The following is a 21,566-nucleotide window of genomic DNA, read 5'->3' as shown; positions in this document are numbered from 1 at the left end:
CGTGAATTTTGACTGTTATAACTAGGATTCGAAGGAAACGGCAAGTAGAGTCCTTTAAACCTTAAGATGAGCCAGAGCTTAGTAGAGAATGTAATTCCGGTTTACATTACAAAAAAGCCATCCGTCTTATATAAAGACAGATGGCTTGTGCAAAGTATTCAAAAATTTATGATCTATACTCTGTCAGCTTCTCATTCAACTCGCGAGTTTGACCATATACTTCCTGGTACAGTGCAAACAGTTTGTCGTAGGATGCCGCTGTTTCCGGGTTCGGCTCATAGGTCTTGGCTGGACGAATAAATGCTGCGGCAACTTCCTGCAGCGAACCAAACCAACCGCAGCCATATGCTGCGAGAATTGCAGCACCCATAGCAGGACCCTGTTCACTTTCAAGCTTGATAATCTTCGCATTGAAGATGTCCGCCTGCATTTGCAGCCAGGTCTCATTCTTGGCGCCGCCTCCAATAGAGATGACTTCGCTGATCGTCTTGCCGGCACCGCGGATAATATCAATCGACTCACGAAGAGAGAATGTAATTCCCTCAAGCACCGCACGTCCAAAATGCTGAAGCGTATGACTTGCATCCATACCGATAAAGCTGCCGCGGATATTTGCATCAGGATGCGGGGTACGCTCGCCAACGATGTATGGAGTAAACAACAAACCGCCGCTTCCTGCAGGAATTTGGTCGATGCCCTGCAGCAGCAGATCAAATGACAAGTCTTTGGCGAAGGTATCCTTGAACCAGGTCAGGCTATAGCCCGCTGCCAAGGTAACGCCCATAATATAGTAGGCATCCTTCTCAGAGTGATTGAAGAAGTGGACCTTCCCTTCAAAATCAAGGTTCTTGCGTTCCTCGTAGGAAAGAACAACTCCGGAAGTTCCAATACTGCTCATCGTTTTCCCTTCACTCAAGATCCCTGCACCAATGGCGCCGCAAGCATTGTCAGCTCCACCGGCAAATACTTTGGTTTGAGGGGTAAGTCCAGCTTCCTCAGCAACTTCTGGCAGCAAGGTGCCAACCAGATCAAAGGACTCCACCAATTTCGGGCATAGGGAGAGCGGTAAGGAGAATGCATTCGCGATCTGTTCGCTCCAGGATTTCGCTGCAGGATCCAAGAGCAGCGTTCCAGCTGCATCCGAATAATCCATCGCATAATCGCCGGTCAACCGGTAGCGTACATAATCCTTAGGCAGCAGGAACAGCGCTGCTTGGTCCAGAATTTCAGGCTCATTCTCCTGCACCCACAAAATTTTCGGCAGTGTAAAGCCTTCAAGCGCACGATTGCGTGCAATGGACAGCAAATCCTGACCCAGTGTATTTTCAATCTTGCGGCACTGAGCGGTCGTACGTGTATCATTCCACAGAATAGCCGGGCGAAGAACGCTTCCTTCTGCATCTACAAGTACAAGTCCGTGCATTTGTCCCGAGAAGCTGAGACCTTCCACTTCAGCCGGATTAATACCCGATATCTCCATCAATTTGCGCAAGGATACAATGGTTTGCTGTACCCAATCCTCGGGATTCTGCTCACTATAACCAGCCTTGGGCTGATACAGCGGGTAGGCCTCGGATGCTTCATACAATACATGGCCGCTGCGATCGACCAGAACCGTCTTTACCGCACTGGTTCCCAAATCTACACCAATGACATAACTCATCTCATTCTCCTCCTCTTCTTGTAAAAAAAGAACCGTCCCCATGCCTTTCGCTTACGCCAAAGGCCGGGGACGATCCGAAAGGCTCTCTTAAAACGTCCTATTGGCTCTCAAATCATGCTTGTATTGCTAAATCCGGAGGGACGATTAGTCAGCCAAGATGTATTGGTTAAGAGTCGCTTTGAGCAGCTCTTGACGGCCGGATTCATTTTTGCGAGGTGTTTCATTGTTCAGTGCATATTCTGCCAGGGAAGCAAGAGTTGCTTTGCCTTCAACAACCTCAGCACCGACGCCTTCTTTGAAGCTGGAGTAGCGTTTCTCGATGAAATCATCGAATACGCGGTCTTCGATCAGTTTTGCTGCAACCTTAAGACCTTTCGCATAAGTGTCCATACCTGCGATGTGAGCGAGGAACAGATCTTCTGCTTCGAAGGAAGCACGACGTACTTTTGCATCAAAGTTTACGCCGCCTTTGCCAAGACCACCGTTCTTCAGAACTTCGTACATTGTAAGTGTTGCATCGTAGATGTCTACAGGGAATTCATCTGTATCCCATCCGATCAGCAGATCGCCTTGGTTCGCATCCAGGGATCCGAGCATGCCGTTGATGCGGGCAACACGGATTTCATGGTCAAATGTATGACCAGCGAGTGTTGCATGGTTTGCTTCAAGATTCAGCTTGAAGTGCTTGTCCAAGCCGTACTTTTGCAAGAACGCAATGGATGTAGCTGCATCAAAGTCATATTGATGTTTTGTTGGCTCTTTTGGTTTAGGCTCGATCAAGAATTGAGCGTCAAAGCCGATTTCTTTGGCATAATCAACAGCCATGTGGAACATGCGAGCAATGTTGTCTTGCTCCAGCTGCATATCAGTGTTCAAGAGAGTATCATAACCTTCGCGACCGCCCCAGAATACATAGTTCTCAGCGCCAAGGCGTTTACCCACTTCAAGACCTTTCTTCACTTGAGCTGCTGCATGCGCATATACATCAGCGTTGCAAGTGGAAGCAGCACCGTGCATGAAGCGCGGGTTCGTAAACATGTTAGCTGTGTTCCAGAGCAGCTTCTTGCCTGTTGCTTTCATTTGCTCTTCGATCAGATCAACAATCGTATCGATGTTGCTGTAGAACTCACGAAGTGTGCTTCCTTCTGGAGCAATATCCACGTCATGGAAGCAGAAGTATGGAAGGTTCATTTTCTCCATGAATTCAAAAGCAGCCTCTACGCGGACTTTAGCCAGATCCATACCGGAATATTTATCATAAGAGCGAACTGCCGTATCTGTACCAAACGGGTCAGAACCGCCAGCTGTAAGTGTGTGCCAGTAAGCCATACCGAAACGGAAATGCTCTTCCATTGTTTTGCCGGCTACAACTTCTTCGGGATTATAGAATTTAAATGCGAAAGGATTCTTGGAATCTTTACCTTCATAAGCAATTTTATTAACGGATTCAAAATAGGCCATGTGACAAAGCCCTCCTCAAAATTAGTTTAAAACTGTTTCGCGAAATCGTTTACACCGTTATACTATCACACTCCAAATACTTTGTCTATTGGTTAAACAAAGTTTGTTTTTTGAAGTAATTTTCGTTACAATAGTCTTTATATCATCACAAGGGAAGTGCTTTATCCATGGCGATTACCGGAGATCAGGCTCTGGTCAAGAAAATAAATAAGTCCATTATTCTGAGCACGATCCGGGAACACGCCCCGCTCTCCAGAGCAAGAGTATCGGAGCTCACCGGACTGAATAAGGCGACCGTCTCTAATCTGGTAACAGAGTTAATTGAGAATCATCTCGTCACGGAGATCGGTCCAGGTCAATCCAGCGGCGGACGCAAGCCGCTTATGCTGCTTTTTAATAATACGGCAGGTTATGCCATCGGTATTGAGCTGACCGTTGCGAAGCTTCGCGGTGTACTTACTGATCTTGCAGGAAATATTGTGCATGAAACCTCTCTCCCACTGACCGATCACGATATTCCATCCGTCACTGCCAGGATCATCACAATGACCAAGCAACTGCAGACCGAGGCTCCCTTATCGCCGCATGGGGTCATAGGCATAGGTGTTGGCGTGCCGGGAATGGTAGACGAGGAGGGTACGATCCTCTTCGCACCGAACCTTGGCTGGAATACGGTGCCGCTGGCGAACATGCTGGAGGAAGAGCTTGGGCTTCCTGTAACGATAGACAATGAAGCGAATGCCGGTGCTTCCGGCGAGCTTCACTTTGGAGCAGGCAAGGGAATGCGGCATCTCATCTATATTAGTGCAGGCTCAGGGATCGGCTCGGGGATCATGATTGACGGCGGTTTGTATAAAGGAGCTTGGGGATATGCAGGTGAGACGGGGCATATGTCCATTGATGCAGAAGGAAAACAGTGTACTTGCGGTAATCGAGGCTGCTGGGAGCTCTATGCTTCAGAGAAGGCATATGATGAAACGAAACTTCAGCTTCCGGCAGCGACAACGGCTGAGCTGGTAGCTTATGCTGAACAGGGGGATCCCGCTGTGCTTGAGCTGTATCGAAGCATCGGACATCGGCTGGGCATCGGCATTACAAATATCGTCAACAGCTTTAACCCAGAGCGAATTATTGTGGGGGGACCGCTGTCCGAGGCTAGAGATTATATGGAAGACTCGCTCCAGCAGGTCGTCGCAAAGAGGACGCTGCCGTATCACATGCGCAGTCTGCAGATCAGCTTCGCCCAGCTCGGAAGCAAATCGACCCTCATCGGTTCGGCATACGGAGCAATCTCTCAATTTCTAGGTCACATTCGAGTAAGTGCGTAAGCTGTACACCAGGTGATTTAATGATGTGTGATCCATTGGACTGTTAAATATTTACTAATTCAGACAAAAAATCGTCCCATTTTATCGTCGCACGCCCTCTATTTCAAGGTATAATGAAACTAATTGTGTGTCATTTATCACAGCAGAGTCTTACCTTTGTGTGTATACCTTACGTACGAAATGGAGAGAATTCGTGTGACTTATGTGGATACATCAGATATTTCAGCCGCGATGTTTATTGCTGTTTTACTGTTCCTAATTGTAATCGCACCTTTGGCTAGTCTAGGTATCCTCAGACTGTTTCAAGGCAGAAAGAAACAAGCCCTATGGTATATCGTATCCGGAGTAGCGGTCTACGGTATATTCCAGTGGTTTATGTGGTATTTCTTTTAAAAACAGCAATAAAGGCATCAGCACGTTATATGTACCCTGTTGGCTATGACTCTTAAGTAAAGTCCAGCCCGCAGGGTATTTTCACGTATGATGCCTTTACTTTATACGGGTATTATTTTTTCAGCTGGTCCGCAATCTGCTGATGTTCGCTTGATCCAACGACCTGCAAGGCCGATTCCTCCACCGGCTCATTCGTTAGTTCGTATTTGTATTTAAGAGTTAGAATCCGGAGCACCTTCCGATCAATATCTGCAGCCGAGAGCTCTCCCTTCCGCACAGCCTGTAAAAGCGTGTTATACGCCTTCTCCGCTTTGGCTGGTGTATGGCCGAACAGTACGATGTCAGCTCCCGCCTGAATTGCCATCAGTGCCGCCTCACCGGATCCATAATTTTGCTGAATCGCACCCATTTCTAGATCATCGGTAATGACAACCCCATCATATCCCATTTCCTCACGGAGCAGAGTACTGAGCATGACCTTAGACAAGGAAGCAGGCCGGAGTGAAGCATCGATCTTCGGATATTGAATGTGCGCAGCCATCATCATGTCTGCTCCAGCTTCTATTGCTGCCTGAAAAGGGACCAGCTCCAGCTCAGCAAGCTCTTCCTTCGTCTTCTGAACAACGGGCAAGCCAACGTGAGAATCCACCTTCGTATCTCCATGGCCCGGGAAATGCTTCACAGCCGGAATGACGCCGGCTTCCTGCATCCCTTTCATAGTGGCTATGCCGAGCTCGGAGACCGTTTCTGCCGAATCTCCAAACGAACGATCTCCTATCACCGTATTTTCCGGATTGCTGAAAATATCGAGTACAGGTGCAAAATTGAGATTAAAACCGAACGCACCGAGCTCTTCTCCAATGACATTTCCGATTTGAGCAGATATTTCAGCATTTTTATACTTCCCTATCTGTTGATTCGATGGGAATTCTGTCTTCCCTTCAGGAAGCCTGGAGACACGTCCCCCTTCCTCATCCACAGAAATGAACATGGGCTGCTGTCCTTCTCCATTGCTCTTCTTGACTTCATTGATCAAGGCTTGAAGCTGCTTCTGATCGCGGATATTCGGCCCAAACAAGATGACACCGCCCAGTTGTCCATTACGAATTAATTCCTCGGCTTCCATGTCCAGCTCTGTTCCAGGGAAACCGGATATAATCATTTGTCCAATCTTGTCCTCAATTGACAGGTTCGCGAGCTGCTCCATGGCCGCCTCCTGCGCAGGCAATAGATCATCATGCTCCGGCGGTATGGATGCTTGGCCATCATCGGCATCCGATTCCGATTCGCTGCCCGCATCTGATGGTGACTCGGAGTCGGAGTCTGCTCCTTCTTCATCAGGTCCGTGATCCGAGCCCGATTCTCCTCCAGGCTGTTCCTGTCCTTGCTCCTTCGGCGGATCTGGTAAAGAAGTACCTGTATCCGCTGCATTGCAAGAGGTGAGCAGGACGATTGCCAGCATTATTAAAATATAGTAAGCCAATTTTCTATATCCAAAGGATTCTTTTCTCAATCCGACTTCGCCCCATTCTCGCTTGAATACATTTCAGATTATTCATTTTAGTCACACCACTATACTACCCATCTATCAGCAAAAAGAAAAACCGCACCCATTAGCGGCTGTGTCCCTTACACTCATGTAACCGAGAACAAATTCATCTTATCGATGTCTCTGTTTCTCTATTAGGTAAGGGAACAACTACCACACAGGGTGCGGTTATGCTATGACTTGATATCTTATCCTTGCGGATTAAGCGCTTTGTGGAACTGCAATTTGTTCATGCCAACGATACGGTGCTCGCCAAGCACGGTTACAGGTACTGCACGAAGACCCATATCCCATACTTGCTGTGCAAATTCGTCGCTCTGTTCAATGTTGCGCTCTTCATACTCAATGCCGTTCTCTGTGAGATAGCTCTTCACCTGACGGCAATGTGGACAATTGGTAGAAGTATATACTATTGCTTTATCCATAATATTCACCTCGTAAGAAGAAATTTAAATTTATAAGTTAAGCTAGAACTCTATTAGTTAGCAACCGCGCTATGCTCCAGGCTTTCGATGAACTTCTCAGCATCAATCGCTGCTTTACATCCGCTGCCTGCTGCTGTAATGGCTTGTCTATAACGTGTATCCTGTACGTCACCGCAAGCGAATACGCCAGGAACGTTCGTTTCGCTCGTTCCAGGATTCACTACGATATAACCATTGGAGTCGATCGTTACTTGACCGTTCAGGAAGCCTGTGTTCGGATTGTGACCAATCGCTACGAATACGCCGCTAACTTCAATCATCTCTTCTTCTCCAGTAGCATTGTTAAGAACTTTAACGCCCTTAACTCCGCCTTCACCAGCAACAATCTCAATCGGTGTACGATTAAGCGCCCACTCGATCTTCTCGTTGCTGCGTGCACGGTCCTGCATGATCTTCGATGCACGAAGCTCTTCACGACGATGTACCAGCGTTACTTTGGAAGCGAAACGAGTCAGGAAGTTTGCTTCTTCCAGAGCAGAGTCACCGCCGCCAATCACTACGATTTCTTTGCCACGGAAGAAGAAGCCGTCGCAAGTCGCGCAAGTGCTGACACCATAACCCACGTTCTCCTGCTCCCCAGGAATACCGAGATATTTAGCAGAAGCTCCTGTAGACAAGATAACGGTTTCGGACACGATCTCGCCCTGTCCCTCAACTTGAATCTTGAAAGGACGCTGAGCCATATCAATGCTGTTCACCCAACCTGTGCGGAATTCAGCACCGAAACGCTCGGCTTGTTTACGCATATTATCCATAAGCTCTGGTCCCATAATACCTTCCGGGAAGCCAGGGAAATTCTCTACTTCAGTCGTCGTTGTCAATTGACCACCCGGTTCCGGGCCTTCAATAACAAGTGGACTCAGATTGGCACGAGCGAGATAAATCGCTGCTGTCAGACCCGCAGGGCCTGTACCGATAATGACTGATTTATACATTTAAATAACCTCCCGCTGCTATCCGTAAATTGCTGTAATATACATACTTTGAATGAACTGGTGTCAAGCAAACATACAATATGTATTAGAACCTGAAGCACAACATAAACTCAAAAAGAGTTGTCACCAGAAAAAGGATCATGAATAATGTATTGAATGGCTCCACCTGTTCAAGAAATCGTCAACTTTACGGAAATGGAATACATAATTTATAATAATTCTAATCTAGTCATCATTATGAGCAATTTCAAAGTCGATGTCAATGCTCATTTGTCGGTTGATGTCACCTGAATTATAGATGTGCTGCATTAGAGGAGGGAGTATAAAACGTTATGGTTGAAGCATTAATAGGAAGTGTTATATCCGCTCTGTCTACAGGGCTTGGAGCCATCCCGATCTTGTTTATGCGCAAGGTCACACACCGGCTCCGGGACATCTTGCTGGCCTATGCGGCTGGAATTATGACCTCAGCTTCACTCTATAGTCTTATCCCGGAAGCACTGGGTCAATCTAATCTATTGGTCCTGTTCATCGGGATCCTTGCGGGCAGTATCGTTCTCTTGGTCCTGGAAATGTATATACCGCATATTGATCTGGAAAATCCAGAATCGCGTCCCTTCAATATTGAAGGCAAAGCGTTTCTTATCATTGCTGCAATTACGATGCACAACTTGCCTGAGGGCCTGTCTGTCGGCGTCAGCTATGCCAGTGGAGATGACAGCTTAGGCAATCTGATCGCGCTGTCGATCGGTCTGCAAAATGCGCCGGAGGGGTTTCTCGTTGCTCTCTTCCTCGTCAATCAAAACATCGGCCGGTTCAAAGCACTGGGTATTGCCACCTTAACGGGTGCAGTAGAAATTGTAACCAGCATTATCGGTTATTCGCTTAGTAGTGTCGTTGATGGACTTGTGCCTTATGGTCTTGCCTTCGCAGCCGGAGCCATGATGTTCATCGTATATAAGGAGCTTATTCCGGAAAGCCATGGAGACGGCAACCAGCGAGTGGCGACGATCTCTTTTATCCTGGGATTGATTACGATGATTACACTCACCGAGGTATTCTGACTCGACAGTAGTTCTTCCTCACAGAGCTTACGTTATATAGCAGCAAAAAGCGTCGCTTGCCCAAGGCTTAAAGCCTGCAGGAGCAAACGACGCTTTTATTATGGTGCTCGTGTCTATGTGATCCATTTACTTTAATAATCGAAGTCCATTGAGAATCACGAGAATTGTACTGCCCTCATGTCCGATCACACCGAGAGGAAGCGCTAACTCAGAAATGAAATTTCCTGCGATCAAAATGGTGATTACGCTAATGGCAAAGACGATGTTCTGCTTCACTACTCTTGCCGCACGTCTTGCCTGTGTGACACTCCAGGCGATCTCTTCAATGTTATCGTTCATCAGCACCACATCTGCGACCTCTATGGCCGTTCCGCTGCCCGACATTCCCATGCCCATTCCAACCGTTGCTGCAGCCAGTGCGGGTGCATCATTAACGCCGTCGCCAACCATGACGACATGGCCATATTGCTCACGCAGGGAGCGAACTCTCTCTACTTTTTGCTCTGGGAGCAGTCCGGCATAAACGAGATCAACTCCCGTTTCCTTCGCAATGACATCAGCGGTAGCTTGTCGATCGCCCGTCAGCATGGCTACCTTGATACCGAGCTCTTGCAGCCGTTTCACTGCCTTCACCGCTTGTGGACGAATCGTATCCCGCATCGCGATCAGACCCGCAATGTGATCTCCTTGCATAATGACGGAAACCGTCTTGCCCTCACGCTCAAGTTCTGACCTGCGCTGTATCCAAGCCGGATCCGCATCATTCTCATCCAGTACATCTGTTTTGCCTACCTTCCATAACTGGCCGGCAACTCTGCCCTTGATCCCCCAGCCCGTGATATTTTGGACATCGTCAGCTTGGATCAGCTGTGCTCCAGCTGCAATCGCCCTTGCTGCAATCGCCTCTGCCAGTGGATGTGTAGACTGACTTTCCACTGCCGCCGCGTGAGATAGAAGGGTCATCTCGTCATACCCGGCGGCAGCGATCAAATCAGTAACTTCCGGAACGCCTCTCGTCAAGGTCCCCGTCTTGTCAAAGGCTACCACAGCCGTCTTTGCCATATTCTCTACATGTGCTCCGCCCTTAAATAATAGCCCTCTTCTCGCACTGCTTGAGATCGAAGACAGCATAACGGGCATAATGGAAGCAACCAAAGCACAAGGAGAAGCAACAACCAGGAATACCATCGCCTTATAAAAAGCATCTCCCCAGGTGATACCAAACAGCAGCGGCATCGCTAGAACAAGAACAAGCGTAATCAAAACAACCAGTTTGGCATAAATCCCTTCAAATTTCTCGATAAACCGCTGAGAAGCCGGTACCTCGGATTGGGCCTCCTCTACCAATTTGATAATCTTCGAGAACAATGTATTATCGGCCGGCTGAGTCACTTCAATATATAAGGCCCCTTCACCGTTCATTGTGCCGGCATAAACCTCATCTCCTGCGCTCTTCTCCACTGGAATTGATTCTCCTGTAATGGAAGCCTGGTTCACGGCAGAGTAGCCCTTGTATACATTACCATCGGAGGGCATTATTTCGCCCGGCTTAACCAGCAGTAAATCTCCAGGCTGAAGCAGATCAATTGCGACCTGCTCCACTGTTCCATCCTTTAACCGAAGCGCTGTCTCTGGCTTTAACCCAATCAAGGAGGAGATATCTTTATGACTTCTTTCCGTACTATAGCTCTCAAGCGCACCACTGAGCGCAAAGATGAAGATGAGCATCGCCCCTTCATTCCAATATCCGATCGCCGCAGCTCCCATAGCTGCAGCGATCATGAGAAGGTTCACGTCCAAATCCTTCTCCTTGACGAGCGTCTCCACACCTTCCTTCGCTTTGGCCCAGCCTCCTATCGTATAAGCTGCAATATACAGCACGATCGAAACAAGCTCATAGCTTCCTGAGATCCCCCATGCTGCCAGCATCATGACCCCGCTGCCGAGAGCCGCCTGCATCTCCCGGTTCTTAAGCATCATCTTAAAATTCGGACCTCTTTTGCGTCCAGGACGCTGAGGTGAAAGCCCTTGTTCATCCACTTGTGCTGCAGTACTTATTCGCTGCTGAATAGCCTCCATATTCTTCACTATCCTTTCTTCTTGCTTGGTCTAATTGAGAATGAGAGCCATTGTTAATGGCCTTAAAATGACACATGCTGCTTCGGGAATCCCGAAGCAGCATGGTTTTTCGTAAAAATAGCATGGTGACATCATTGAGAATGATAATCATTTTTGCATTTATACAATTATTTTTGTTTTGTGCAACTTTTAATGTATTATATACCTGGCCCACAGAAATTGTAAATAGTAATGTTAGAAATTTCATTTGAGCATGAACAAGAGGAACAGAATCTGAATTGAGGTAATGTAAAAATAACCCCAAACCCTGTCAATAAGGGCTTGGGGTTCAAAGCAAGAGCTTCGTTTAGGATGGATTAGCTATGCTCAGATCTAACTGACTGGCTTCGATGGCCTGCTTCAGGTCAGCCAGTATATCCTTAATGTTCTCGGTTCCAATCGACAAGCGAAGCAGTTCTGGATTCACACCTGCTGCGATCTGCTCTTCTTCTGAGAGCTGCTGATGCGTCGTGCTTGCCGGATGGATGATAAGCGACTTGGAATCCCCTACATTCGCCAAGTGAGAGAACAGTTTAACATTCTCAATCAGCTTGCTGCCTGCAGCCGCTCCGCCTTTAATTCCGAAAGTCAGTATGGCCCCCTGACCCCGAGGCAGATACTTCTGTGCAAGGCTGTAAGACGGGTGGCTCGGAAGCCCCGCATAGCTCACCCATAGAACGTCCGGGTGCTGCTCTAGATATTTTGCAACTTCAAGTGCATTAGCACTGTGACGCTCAAGTCTTAAGTGCAGGGTCTCTAGTCCTTGCAGCAGCAACCATGAATTAAAAGGTGAAATCGCTGATCCGAGATCCCTCAGCAGCTGAACTCTAGCCTTAATTATATAGGCTTGGGGTCCAACAGCCTCAGTATATACAACCCCGTGATAACTTGGGTCTGGTTCTGTCAATCCTGGAAACCTGCCGCTTGCCTCCCAATCGAACTTACCGCTGTCGACAATCACGCCGCCGATTGAGGTTCCATGTCCGCCAATAAATTTGGTTGCTGAGTGGACGACAATATCTGCTCCATGCTCAATCGGACGCAGCAGATATGGACTGGGAAACGTATTATCTACAATTAGCGGAATTCCATGGTTATGGGCAATTGCAGCTACCGCTTCTATATCTAACACATTACCTTGTGGGTTGCCGATCGTCTCGGCATATATGGCTTTGGTCTTGTCTGTAATAGCCGATTCAAAGTTTGCCGGATCTTCCGAGTCAACGAATTTGACTGTAATTCCAAGCTTTGCAAGCGTCGAAGAGAATAAATTGTACGTGCCTCCGTACAGGCTTGAAGCTGACACAATTTCGTCTCCGCTTCCAGCGATATTCAAAATAGAAAAAGTAATGGCTGCTTGGCCCGAGGCTGTAGCGAGTGCCCCTACCCCGCCCTCAAGGGCAGCAATTCGCTGTTCAAATACGTCTGTGGTTGGGTTGTTAATTCGAGTATAGATGTTACCGAATTCTTGAAGAGAGAACAGTTTGGCCGCATGCTCACTGTCACGAAAGGCATACGAAGTTGTCTGGTACAAAGGAACAGCCCGCGATAACGTTGTTGGATCAATCTCCTGGCCAGCATGGACAGCAAGAGTCTCAAATGCGTAATCTTTTTGTTCATTAGACATATTTCTGTTTTCCTCCTCTTGAGCGGGGCAAAAGCACGCTTCTTTTTTACCATATTCTCTCATAATTTGTTAACTTTGAAAAGACTAATTCCTACTTTTCCTATAATATTTATTCATTTTAATTTTGCTAACAACGAACACCAAAAAAAAGACCACAAACTCCCGCTTTAATCATTACGAGGGGATTGTAGTCTTTTTCTAATATAATAAGCATCCTCTATACTTGGAGTTACTTTATAGAAAGATGTATTCAACTGGCCTGATTTGAACAGCCGAACCACATGCCCGTCTGAATTTGTCCTTCGCGCAATGATACTGGCCTCAGGGATGTGAGCTAACTCTTTATCACTGACCTCTCCTTCGTACACTTCACCTGGCACACTCTGAATCCATTCACGAGCAGAGCCGTAGAAAGCAACCCTGCCGCAATCCAGCCATAGAACATAATCGGCACTTCGATCCCATTCCTGCAGCTCGTGAGAAGCTGCTACTACGGTGCGATGCTGAGCCAAATGGGACAAATATGCAATGGTTCTTCTACGAAAACCGGCATCAAGGCCGTTCATAGGCTCATCGAGCATTAGGAATCGGGGATTCGTGAGCATCGCTTGAGCAATATGAATTCTGCGGACAATGCCACTTGATAGTTTGCGAATCTTGACAGGAGCATAGTTCTCGAGGTCAAATTCCAATAGCAGCTTTCTAATCACTGCATCATCGTATATGCCTTTCAATTCTCCGAAATAACGCAGCTGATGATATACCGTCATACTCCCGTACAATTCCATGGAAGAAGGTACATATCCCATCCTGCTTCGAACAAGCAATAGATTATAACCTTCTGCGCTCTTGCCTTCATAGTGGATCTCACCCTTTTTCTGCACTTCGCTCACGGTAGCGAGAAGCTCTAGCAGCGTCGTCTTTCCCGCTCCGTTCTCTCCGACAAGCATAGTTAGTCCATTATGCAGAGTTAATGATTCAATATCCAATACAAAACTGCCCATTTGCTGCTGAATTTGACTTAGCGTAATCATGCCTTCCTCGCCCCAGCTATAAGTGACCGGCTTCTGTAGTATGCAAATAAGATCAAGGCAACTCCGGCAACAAATACAAGGCTGTCGATCCATAACAAGATGATGGAACCGGGACTCTCCGTTATGGACAGCTGCTGTTGAACCACCAGCCATACTAGATAGACGACAGAAGAGCCTAGTATGGCTGCCTTCACTCCTTTGTAGAATAAAAGCGACATTGCTGTCCCGCCAGTTATTAATGTTACCCCCAGCCACATAAGGACAAAATGTCCGAAGTGGGATACATCGCCACCCACCGTCGCCACTCTCAAATAGACAATCACATTACTGACAAGCGCAAGCACAAGAACAGTTAGGAAGGTCAGCAGAACCCGGCTATATGCAATCAATGCCAGTGGGTAAGGCGTAATTCTCTCCACGGATCTTAACCCCCGATCGCCTGAACGCAGTGTAAACAGCATCGCCACCAGTAACAGCAGCGGTGTCGTTATGGAGTATATTGTCAAGCTTGAATCACCATAAAGTTGATTAGGGCGATAGGGATCAATAAGGACGGCGAGCAGCATAAACAGAATTGCCCCTGTACCGAAGATCGCTGCTTGATTTCTACGCATCTGGCTTTTTAACAGATTTCGCAGAGAAGGCTTAGGAATAGAACCCTCTGCCCAAGCATCAGTGGACTGTTCACTTTGGTGCTTCATTCGTTGAACTTCCGGATCACTGCTAAATGTTGTTATAAGTGCCTTGTTTTCTTTCAGAAGCTCAAACTCCCCTTGCAGCGAAGACAGAAGCATCAAGGTCTCTTCTTGAGAAGGGGGCGCAACATCCTTACGCGGAAGCACAGAACGAAGCTCCTTTTCCAGCATTTCGAGACCTGTATCAGCTTTTTGATTCATGGGCATACACCTCGTTTTCTGTAAACGTATCCGTCATCAGATTCGGCATCGACGCATAAAGCTCCGGCTTTTCCAATATTTTTACTTTTAGACGACGTAGACCTGCGTATAGACTGCTTTTTGCTGTACTTAGCGGAATATTCAGGAGCTCCGCAATATCCTGCAGCTTCATATCCTCATAGAAACGCAGAGTTATGACCTGCTGCTGCATCATTGTCAGTTCACCGAGCAGCATTCGGATCTCGTCAGCGGTCTCTCCCTTGAGATATTGTTCCTCCGCATTTACTTGAGGGTCCTCCTTGTCAGGCATCTGTTCTCCTGCTGCTCGTTCACGTACCGCGGCAGCACTCTTCCAGTAATCCCGGCAAAGATTCATCAATACACGATATAGCCAGGCTTTCACATGATCAAGACCGTCTTGTTCTCGCAGATGGCGAATCAGCTTAATGAACGTTTCCTGAACCAGATCCTTAGCCTTCTCTCGGTCTCCAACCAGCCTTGCAGCGTATAGAAGGAGAGGACCATGAAACCGGTTCACCAGCATTTCAAACGCCTCCTGATCTCCTTCGCTCATTTTTCGTGCCAATTGTTCATCCGTAAGCACAGCACCCCTCCTTCCAATGCTATAACAATTACTCTAGCTCCGATTCTTTGGTATATCGATGCCGGCGATTGATTACGAAGATACTTATAATCAAAAGGATCAACGACGCACCCACTAGCAACCCGCGATTAAGCACAAATGGCACCTCTCGCATGTCTAAATACGTTGTATAAAGAGTAAAATGGCGGAATATAGCACCCATCGTCATCGTATCAAGCAGCCACCAGGCAAAACCGAGCGCCAGGCCTCCATACAGTTTTTGGCTCAGCACCATCCCGAAGATCGTTATGGAGATCATGAACAGCATCGCCGGTAGGGGCTGAATGAGCAGCTCGATCATATGAACCGTGTCTGTTATTGCTTCGCCACCATCCCAAGGATACACTCGAGCTGACATCTGTCCGAATCTTAGTACATACAAGGTCATCCAGCCTGCTTGGGCAATCAGCATAAGAATGATGGCCAAGCCCCATTTTCTTATGGTCATTGCAGTCAGACTCATCGGATAGGAAGCGATGGTTTCCATACTCCCAGCTCCCCATTCACGCTGAAAGAACAGGATCGCTGCCATCGTACACAATAAGAAAGACAGCATTTCATTATATTGCATTGGATTTGGGGCAGCCCCATCCTCAAAGGTTCGGAACAGGATCGTGGTAAGCAGCAGCAGATATATGGCGACAACCAGCCAGAATGTTCCGCTGCGCATCCCCTTCAGCTCCATTCGCAGCCAAGATGTATAGCGATTATTCATCAGACATCACCTGGTCCCATACCTTATTCCACTGCTGCGGTGTAATAAAATCAGCTTCATTCGGCTTCACTGGCGGCACACTGAGATCCTGTTTATAAAAATGATGAAGCACCTGCTTCACTTGCTCTGTCTGTCCTGCTTCTATAGCTTGATCAACTTCGCTGATCATCTGAGCTGCCATATGATACAGATCACTGCTCAGCGCATCATATCTCATTAAGTAGTAAGACAGCATTGAGTTACTCATGGCCTCATGCTGCGGCTCATGCTCGTAGTCAAGGTAATAGACATACCAGCAGAGCATTCCAATCAGATGTCTGATATCAGCAGTCGTCTCTGTTAATTGATTGCGCTCACTCAGCCCAGCCAAAAGCATATCTGCACCGGCTTGATCACCAAATATCAGAGCATTCATCCAATTTCTGGCCGTAAAAGCGTCATAAGAAGAATTAAGATCATTATGAATATAGCTCGCATTTTGAATATCAGATAAGCTGCTCAGGTAGAGCGGATCACCATACATATACAACTGCTTATATTGCGGTTCAAGACTTGGAAGCCATGATTTGAAATAAGCAAACTGCTCTTCCACCAATGACATCACATGCAATACAGAACGCTGTGCAAAAGGAGTCGAGTACACTTTAAGTGGTACGACTGCACTTGTCGTCTCCGTAAACGACGCTCCGATGGCTGTCAGAGGTGACGTCACACGCCCCGCAATTACCTGATCCTCGTCAGCCGCCGCCAGATCCCCTGCTCCTGCCCTGCTCTTTAATTCCGTCTTGCCCAGTGTCGTATACATCTCGTTCTTAAAATTGCGGAAGGTAACCTGCATATTAACTGGTTCAACTTGCAGCTTATTAGCAAGGAGCAAAGTTCGATCCTCTTCCGTTGCACCCATTCGGTATTCATAGATGCTCTGCTTGCCCGGTATAGGGTACCATCCGATCATACCGCCCAGATACGTATTTTCCCCCGAACTGAAAGAGTAATATACGTCAAAATTGCTGTTCGAAGGGATGACAAGCTTCCCTTGGTAACGAATCACAAGCTCATAGTCAGCCGGCTTCTTCGTATACTCTGGGACATGAACCGTTATCCAATCCCCCTCGCGAACATAGTTGACAGGCTCGTCATTAATATGCAGCTCTTTGATTACAAAAGCACGATTCAGTGTAAACTTCAGCGCATCAGCCTCTCTATCCACTGCCTTTGCTTCCAGCTGCATCACCGCATAGCCTTCAAGGATATCCTGTTCGTTCTGAGTGATGGAGAGGTCATATGAGGAAAGGGCAAAGATATTCTGATGCTCAGCACTTGACTCACCTTCCATTTGTACATTCGGGTCATGCAATATGGCTTGGATCTGGTTATTCTTCTCCGCCCATATAGACGAGTATGGGATGAACGCTGCGCTGCACACAGCGAGTACGCATACAGAAGCTATCCAGGACTTGGCCGTCTTTCGAACAGGACGCTTATAATTCAGAACAAGAATAGAAGCCGCAAGTAAGAGCATGGCAAACATAAGAACAAATACTCTCGAAGCATTCCTTTCATCGGCAAACAATGCTACACTCCAGGTCTGATACCATTTTCCGCTCTCGATGAACAGCTGGCTGAGATGAAATGTCTTCAGCAGATGCCAGCCATAGCGTTCCAGTACGAAGATTTCCATGAAAAAGGTGCCAAACATCCAGGCGCTGAACCCGATCAAATACACAGCCCGGTTACTGATGATGACGCCAAGCAGCATCCCGAGTGCGACCGTGACGGCATAGGACACTTCGTACTGTATAGTAAAATACAGCATGCGAGGCCAAACGATCTTTACTTCCAGCCCACTGATCTGCCCAGCGATGAGCATACTTGCAGCAATGAGGATCGTAAATATCGTTAGATAACTGAGAATGGCAGCATACTTGGCTGTAAGCTGGACAGCAGATGATATCGGATAGCTCTTCACCCACTCATATGCAAGTCTTGCCAGATCACGGCGTGCAAGCGATATACCCAGAAAGATCGCCACCCCAAGCGTCATCGTATGCCCGACTGATTGAATACGGTCTATGCTGTAATACAGATTTTGCATTGGATTCTTGAAGTTGAAATACATCACCAGCCAAAAAAATGCGGCATACACAATAGGCAGGGACATGAGTACGACCCTTCGGGACAATAAACGGCATTCCAGCACATACTGCTTCGCCCACTTATGCATGACGTTCTCTCCCAATCAGAGCAAGGTAGCCATCTTCAAGTGTTGGCTTAACCGCCACAGCCGCTGGATGCGGAGCGTCATCACTAATGATGCGGCAGGAGACTCCCTCTTCTAATCTTTGAGTCGATACGATCGCCATGGGGTTTATCTGGCGCAATTCCTCATCGTTCAGCACGGCCTGCCACACCTTGCCGTCACCAACATCAGCCAGATCGGACAAATTACCAGATAACACAAGCTGTCCTCTGGACAGTACGGCGATCTGCCTGCAATTACTTTCAATATCTGCAACGATATGTGTTGACAAGAGTACGATTCTCCCAACGCTGAACCGGGTGAGTATATTGCGAAATCGAACTCTTTCCTCCGGATCTAAACCAGCAGTTGGTTCATCAACGATCAGCATCTTAGGAGAACCCAACAGCGCTTGTGCAATCCCGAGACGTTGCCGCATGCCACCTGAATAAGTCCGCACCTTCTTGTCAGCCTTGTCGGTAAGATTCACCTGATCAAGTATGCGTTCAATCTCCTCCTGACGGGCCTTTGCAGCGTGGATCCCTTTCAATACGCCCACATAATCAAGAAACTCTCTGCCTGTAAGCTGTGGATACACACTGAAATGCTGCGGAAGGTAGCCGATCTGTCTGCGCACCTCCTCCGGCTGTGACAGTGGAACCCCGAAGATGCTTGCACTTCCTGATGTCGGTTTCTGTAATGTAGCCATAACTCTCAAAAAAGTCGTTTTACCTGCACCGTTAGGTCCTAGCAGGCCGACCATGCCCTCGTTGAAGGTTAAGGTCACATCATCCAATGCCAGATGCCCTTTATATGATTTGGTTAAATTCTGAGTCGTGATCATATGTTTCGTTGTTCCCCATTCGTTATGGTATTTCCGCGCGGTTTCGATGCTGTAACGAGATGGTCCAAGAAAAAGTTTGAACTCACAAAAAAAAATCTCCTCTCATTTTGTTACATGAGAAGAGATTTTATGAATTCGGGAAAACCTTGATATCTGCTAAGGAACTAGTTGTCCGCATGCCATAAGCGACGTAAATAGGCTGCCGCATCATCTGCCTGCTCCGCGGTTACACCTTCCAGAGAGATGTCGATATGAGGCTTATACGCTTTGAGCAGTTCAAAGAATAAAGGATAATCCAATATCCCTTCGCCAGGTACAGGATTGTACTTTTTGCCGCTCACATCAAAAGCAACATCCTTCGCATGGATGGCAATCATTCGATCGTACAGCTGTTCAAACACATCTCGCAGAAAATCTGCCTGGTTCACGACATGCTCTACCTTGATCAAATTGCATGGGTCAAACAGCAGCCCAACGCTCGATGAAGGAACCTCCTCGAACAAGCGCTGCATATGCTCTCTTGTATGTAAGGTATGGACAGACACGGGCTCAATGGCCACATGAACGCCCCATTTGTCCGCTTCCTCTGCGAGCTCAAGCACTGACTCACGCAGCACCTCAAATCCCTGCTCCTCGTAGGAAGTCGGATGAGTCTCTTTGTACGTGGTTACACTTCCTGTTTCTGTGGCTACGATACTGCAGCCAAAATCACGAGCATAACGCAAATGTTCTTTGAAGCGTGCCAGCTCAGACTTCCTCGCGGCCGTATCCGGATGAACCGGGTTAATATAACAGCCCAGCACCGCTATCCGTATGCCTTCCTTGTGGAACTGCTCACCTACCCAATTGGCCAGACCCGGGCTCAGTTTACCAGTTGAAGAATCGATATCTGACAACGCCTTGGCCAGTGCAAGCTGAACCGATGTAAACCCGCTGCCGGCGATGCGAGCTGCCAGACTTGAAGTGGGCTGTTTACCAAACGTATGCGCCAGAACTCCCAGTTTCATGTTCTCGTATCCTCCTTCTTAAATGAGCATTAACGAGCGAGCCAGCCTCCGTCTACATTCAGAACGTGTCCATTCAAATAATCTGAAGCGGAGGAAGCCAAAAATACCACTGGTCCCTTCAGATCCTCCGGTGTCCCCCAACGTCCAGCTGGAATCCGAGCTGTAATATCCTTGTAGCGATTCTCATCGTCCCTGATCTGCTGGGTGTTGTTCGTTACCATGTATCCCGGAGCAATTGCATTGACCTGTATTCCTTTACCTGCCCATTCGTTAGCCAGTGCTTTGGTTAAGCCTGCTACCGCATGCTTGCTGGCTGTATACCCCGGCACATTAATACCGCCTTGATAAGACAGCATGGAAGCAATGCTGATAATCTTGCCGCTTCCCCGCTCAATCATATGTCTTCCAGCCAGCTGGCTTAAGAAAAATACAGTGTTTAGGTTAAGGTCAATGACATCATGCCAGTCCGAGGCTCCGTGATCAGCTGCCGGCGTACGGCGGATAATTCCCGCATTATTGACAAGCACATCGATTCTTCCCTGAAACTGAAGTGCCTGTTCGAATATGGATGAAAGCTCTTCTTCTTTGCTCAGATCAGCCTGAATTCCCAATGCCTTACGGCCTAGCTGCTCAATCGCTTGCACCGTCTCTGTCGGCATGGAATGGGATACAGCAATGATATCCGCACCTGCTTCTGCAAGCCCTATGGCCATGCCTTGACCTAATCCACCGGAGGTACCGGTAACCAGTGCTACTTTACCACTTAGATCAAAATAGTTCATACTTCTCTATGCCTCCCGCTAATTATCAATCTTCACTCCCATGGTTTCGTATGGAGTCTTCATTTCATCCGTAAGTGCTTTGTCGCTGATAATCACATCGACCTCTCCGCAAGCTGCAAAAGTACGCAGTGCAAATCGACCGAATTTGTAATGATCCACTACAGCATAGACATGCTGCGCTGTGTGGATCAGTGCCTTTTTGAGAGGAACAAGATCACCCGTGTATATAGAAAAACCGAATTCAGGATGCAGAGCCGTCGTCGAAATAAATGCCTTGTGGATGTTCAAGCTGGATATAAACTGCTCCGTCTCATCACTGACCAGCATATTTCTGACCCTGGACCCGCCTGGCACCACCAGCCGAATCTGATCCTTACGGGTCAGCTCGGAAATGATGAACAGATCATTGGTGATGACCGTCAGCGGAATATTCTCCAGCAGTCGTGCCATCTCCAGTGTCGTGCTTCCTCCATCAAGAGCAATGACATCATACGGCTCGATGTAAGTCATTGCCCGCTCTGCGATTTCGATCTTCTCGGGATTGTGCTTCTCCAGCGCACCCATACTGGTCAGAATGCCATATTGATCATTCTGGGCCAGCATGGCTCCCCCGTGCACCCGCACGAGGAGACCCATGCTCTCCAGCTTGTCCAGATCCTCTCTGATGGTCTTTCCAGTCACTTCAAGGAGCTCACTTAACTCATTCACGGTCACTTCCTGCTTGGCAATGAGCAGCTCCATTATTTTTTCATGTCGTTTCATTGAGTTCATATTTCATTCAAC

Annotated in this window: 19 protein-coding genes; 3 read left to right on the top strand and 16 right to left on the bottom strand. The window is 47.6% G+C overall.

What is annotated here, in order from left to right; genetic code table 11:
• Positions 1-166: 166 nt before the first annotated feature.
• Positions 167-1,663, bottom strand: a complete 1,497-nt coding sequence (xylB, locus tag ACFSVM_RS19875; protein ID WP_379264077.1) for a xylulokinase — start codon at positions 1,661-1,663, stop codon at positions 167-169.
• Between the two features lie 144 nt (positions 1,664-1,807).
• A complete protein-coding gene (gene xylA, locus ACFSVM_RS19870; RefSeq protein ID WP_379264075.1) occupies positions 1,808-3,124 on the bottom strand; it encodes a xylose isomerase in 1,317 nt (438 codons plus the stop codon).
• A 167-nt stretch (positions 3,125-3,291) separates the two neighbouring features.
• On the opposite strand from xylA, the gene ACFSVM_RS19865 reads away from it, so the two are divergent.
• Positions 3,292-4,452 (top strand): ROK family transcriptional regulator, encoded by a 1,161-nt coding sequence (locus ACFSVM_RS19865; RefSeq protein ID WP_379264073.1) that lies wholly within the window; start codon positions 3,292-3,294, stop codon positions 4,450-4,452.
• Positions 4,453-4,647: 195 nt separating this feature from the next.
• On the top strand, positions 4,648-4,845 hold the full coding sequence (locus tag ACFSVM_RS19860) for a hypothetical protein (RefSeq protein ID WP_076315368.1): 198 nt from the start codon (positions 4,648-4,650) through the stop codon (positions 4,843-4,845).
• 112 nt (positions 4,846-4,957) lie between these two features.
• On the opposite strand, the gene nagZ is transcribed toward ACFSVM_RS19860, so the two are convergent.
• From nagZ to trxB, 3 genes are all read right to left on the bottom strand, one after another.
• Positions 4,958-6,358, bottom strand: coding sequence for a beta-N-acetylhexosaminidase (gene nagZ / locus ACFSVM_RS19855; protein WP_379264071.1), 1,401 nt, complete (start codon positions 6,356-6,358; stop codon positions 4,958-4,960).
• 224 nt (positions 6,359-6,582) lie between these two features.
• On the bottom strand, positions 6,583-6,819 hold the full coding sequence (locus tag ACFSVM_RS19850) for a glutaredoxin family protein (protein WP_047913722.1): 237 nt from the start codon (positions 6,817-6,819) through the stop codon (positions 6,583-6,585).
• A 53-nt stretch (positions 6,820-6,872) separates the two neighbouring features.
• Complete coding sequence (gene trxB, locus ACFSVM_RS19845; protein ID WP_379264068.1) at positions 6,873-7,814, bottom strand: thioredoxin-disulfide reductase; 942 nt, start codon at positions 7,812-7,814, stop codon at positions 6,873-6,875.
• A 332-nt stretch (positions 7,815-8,146) separates the two neighbouring features.
• Between trxB and ACFSVM_RS19840 the strand changes: the two genes are divergently transcribed.
• On the top strand, positions 8,147-8,878 hold the full coding sequence (locus ACFSVM_RS19840) for a ZIP family metal transporter (RefSeq protein WP_076315367.1): 732 nt from the start codon (positions 8,147-8,149) through the stop codon (positions 8,876-8,878).
• 126 nt (positions 8,879-9,004) lie between these two features.
• Here the strand turns inward: ACFSVM_RS19840 and ACFSVM_RS19835 are convergent, their stop codons facing one another.
• The 11 genes from ACFSVM_RS19835 to ACFSVM_RS19785 all read right to left on the bottom strand — a co-directional run bounded on the left by ACFSVM_RS19835 (position 9,005) and on the right by ACFSVM_RS19785 (position 21,554).
• Entirely contained in the window at positions 9,005-10,957 is a 1,953-nt protein-coding gene (locus ACFSVM_RS19835; protein ID WP_076315366.1) for a heavy metal translocating P-type ATPase, read from the bottom strand.
• A gap of 346 nt (positions 10,958-11,303) precedes the next feature.
• Complete coding sequence (locus ACFSVM_RS19830; protein WP_256703047.1) at positions 11,304-12,686, bottom strand: homocysteine synthase; 1,383 nt, start codon at positions 12,684-12,686, stop codon at positions 11,304-11,306.
• A gap of 104 nt (positions 12,687-12,790) precedes the next feature.
• Complete coding sequence (locus tag ACFSVM_RS19825; protein WP_379264065.1) at positions 12,791-13,657, bottom strand: ATP-binding cassette domain-containing protein; 867 nt, start codon at positions 13,655-13,657, stop codon at positions 12,791-12,793.
• Positions 13,654-14,553, bottom strand: coding sequence for a hypothetical protein (locus ACFSVM_RS19820; RefSeq protein ID WP_177178837.1), 900 nt, complete (start codon positions 14,551-14,553; stop codon positions 13,654-13,656). Before ACFSVM_RS19820 ends, ACFSVM_RS19825 begins: the two co-directional genes overlap by 4 nt.
• On the bottom strand, positions 14,537-15,157 hold the full coding sequence (locus ACFSVM_RS19815) for an RNA polymerase sigma factor (RefSeq protein ID WP_076315362.1): 621 nt from the start codon (positions 15,155-15,157) through the stop codon (positions 14,537-14,539). Before ACFSVM_RS19815 ends, ACFSVM_RS19820 begins: the two co-directional genes overlap by 17 nt.
• 28 nt (positions 15,158-15,185) lie before the next feature.
• Positions 15,186-15,911 (bottom strand): hypothetical protein, encoded by a 726-nt coding sequence (locus ACFSVM_RS19810; protein ID WP_076315361.1) that lies wholly within the window; start codon positions 15,909-15,911, stop codon positions 15,186-15,188.
• Entirely contained in the window at positions 15,904-18,135 is a 2,232-nt protein-coding gene (locus tag ACFSVM_RS19805) for an ABC transporter permease (protein WP_379264062.1), read from the bottom strand. Before ACFSVM_RS19805 ends, ACFSVM_RS19810 begins: the two co-directional genes overlap by 8 nt.
• The gene (locus tag ACFSVM_RS19800) at positions 18,128-18,994 is read right to left on the bottom strand and encodes an ABC transporter ATP-binding protein (protein ID WP_076315359.1); all 867 of its coding nucleotides are present in this window, start codon (positions 18,992-18,994) and stop codon (positions 18,128-18,130) included. The genes ACFSVM_RS19805 and ACFSVM_RS19800 overlap by 8 nt, the downstream gene beginning before the upstream one ends.
• A gap of 164 nt (positions 18,995-19,158) precedes the next feature.
• Complete coding sequence (locus tag ACFSVM_RS19795; protein ID WP_379264059.1) at positions 19,159-20,001, bottom strand: sugar phosphate isomerase/epimerase family protein; 843 nt, start codon at positions 19,999-20,001, stop codon at positions 19,159-19,161.
• Between the two features lie 29 nt (positions 20,002-20,030).
• Entirely contained in the window at positions 20,031-20,783 is a 753-nt protein-coding gene (gene kduD, locus ACFSVM_RS19790; protein ID WP_076315357.1) for a 2-dehydro-3-deoxy-D-gluconate 5-dehydrogenase KduD, read from the bottom strand.
• An 18-nt stretch (positions 20,784-20,801) separates the two neighbouring features.
• Positions 20,802-21,554: a DeoR/GlpR family DNA-binding transcription regulator gene (locus ACFSVM_RS19785; protein ID WP_090727428.1), complete on the bottom strand. Its 753-nt coding sequence runs from the start codon at positions 21,552-21,554 to the stop codon at positions 20,802-20,804.
• Between the last annotated feature and the right edge of the window lie 12 nt (positions 21,555-21,566).

The organism is Paenibacillus shunpengii (assembly GCF_042684905.1).
GTDB lineage: Bacteria > Bacillota > Bacilli > Paenibacillales > Paenibacillaceae > Paenibacillus > Paenibacillus shunpengii.
This window is presented reverse-complemented; position numbering and strand designations above follow the sequence as displayed.

Bases quoted from the DNA above. Each gene is read 5' to 3' on its own strand.
- xylB (WP_379264077.1), bottom strand. From the start codon at position 1,663: ATGAGTTATGTCATTGGTGTAGATTTGGGAACCAGTGCGGTAAAGACG.
- xylA (WP_379264075.1), bottom strand. From the start codon at position 3,124: ATGGCCTATTTTGAATCCGTTAATAAAATTGCTTATGAAGGTAAAGAT.
- ACFSVM_RS19865 (WP_379264073.1), top strand. From the start codon at position 3,292: ATGGCGATTACCGGAGATCAGGCTCTGGTCAAGAAAATAAATAAGTCC.
- ACFSVM_RS19850 (WP_047913722.1), bottom strand. From the start codon at position 6,819: ATGGATAAAGCAATAGTATATACTTCTACCAATTGTCCACATTGCCGT.
- trxB (WP_379264068.1), bottom strand. From the start codon at position 7,814: ATGTATAAATCAGTCATTATCGGTACAGGCCCTGCGGGTCTGACAGCA.
- ACFSVM_RS19840 (WP_076315367.1), top strand. From the start codon at position 8,147: ATGGTTGAAGCATTAATAGGAAGTGTTATATCCGCTCTGTCTACAGGG.
- ACFSVM_RS19835 (WP_076315366.1), bottom strand. From the start codon at position 10,957: ATGGAGGCTATTCAGCAGCGAATAAGTACTGCAGCACAAGTGGATGAA.
- ACFSVM_RS19830 (WP_256703047.1), bottom strand. From the start codon at position 12,686: ATGAGAGAATATGGTAAAAAAGAAGCGTGCTTTTGCCCCGCTCAAGAG.
- ACFSVM_RS19825 (WP_379264065.1), bottom strand. From the start codon at position 13,657: ATGATTACGCTAAGTCAAATTCAGCAGCAAATGGGCAGTTTTGTATTG.
- ACFSVM_RS19820 (WP_177178837.1), bottom strand. From the start codon at position 14,553: ATGAATCAAAAAGCTGATACAGGTCTCGAAATGCTGGAAAAGGAGCTT.
- ACFSVM_RS19810 (WP_076315361.1), bottom strand. From the start codon at position 15,911: ATGAATAATCGCTATACATCTTGGCTGCGAATGGAGCTGAAGGGGATG.
- ACFSVM_RS19805 (WP_379264062.1), bottom strand. From the start codon at position 18,135: ATGCATAAGTGGGCGAAGCAGTATGTGCTGGAATGCCGTTTATTGTCC.
- ACFSVM_RS19800 (WP_076315359.1), bottom strand. From the start codon at position 18,994: ATGATCACGACTCAGAATTTAACCAAATCATATAAAGGGCATCTGGCA.
- ACFSVM_RS19795 (WP_379264059.1), bottom strand. From the start codon at position 20,001: ATGAAACTGGGAGTTCTGGCGCATACGTTTGGTAAACAGCCCACTTCA.
- kduD (WP_076315357.1), bottom strand. From the start codon at position 20,783: ATGAACTATTTTGATCTAAGTGGTAAAGTAGCACTGGTTACCGGTACC.
- ACFSVM_RS19785 (WP_090727428.1), bottom strand. From the start codon at position 21,554: ATGAACTCAATGAAACGACATGAAAAAATAATGGAGCTGCTCATTGCC.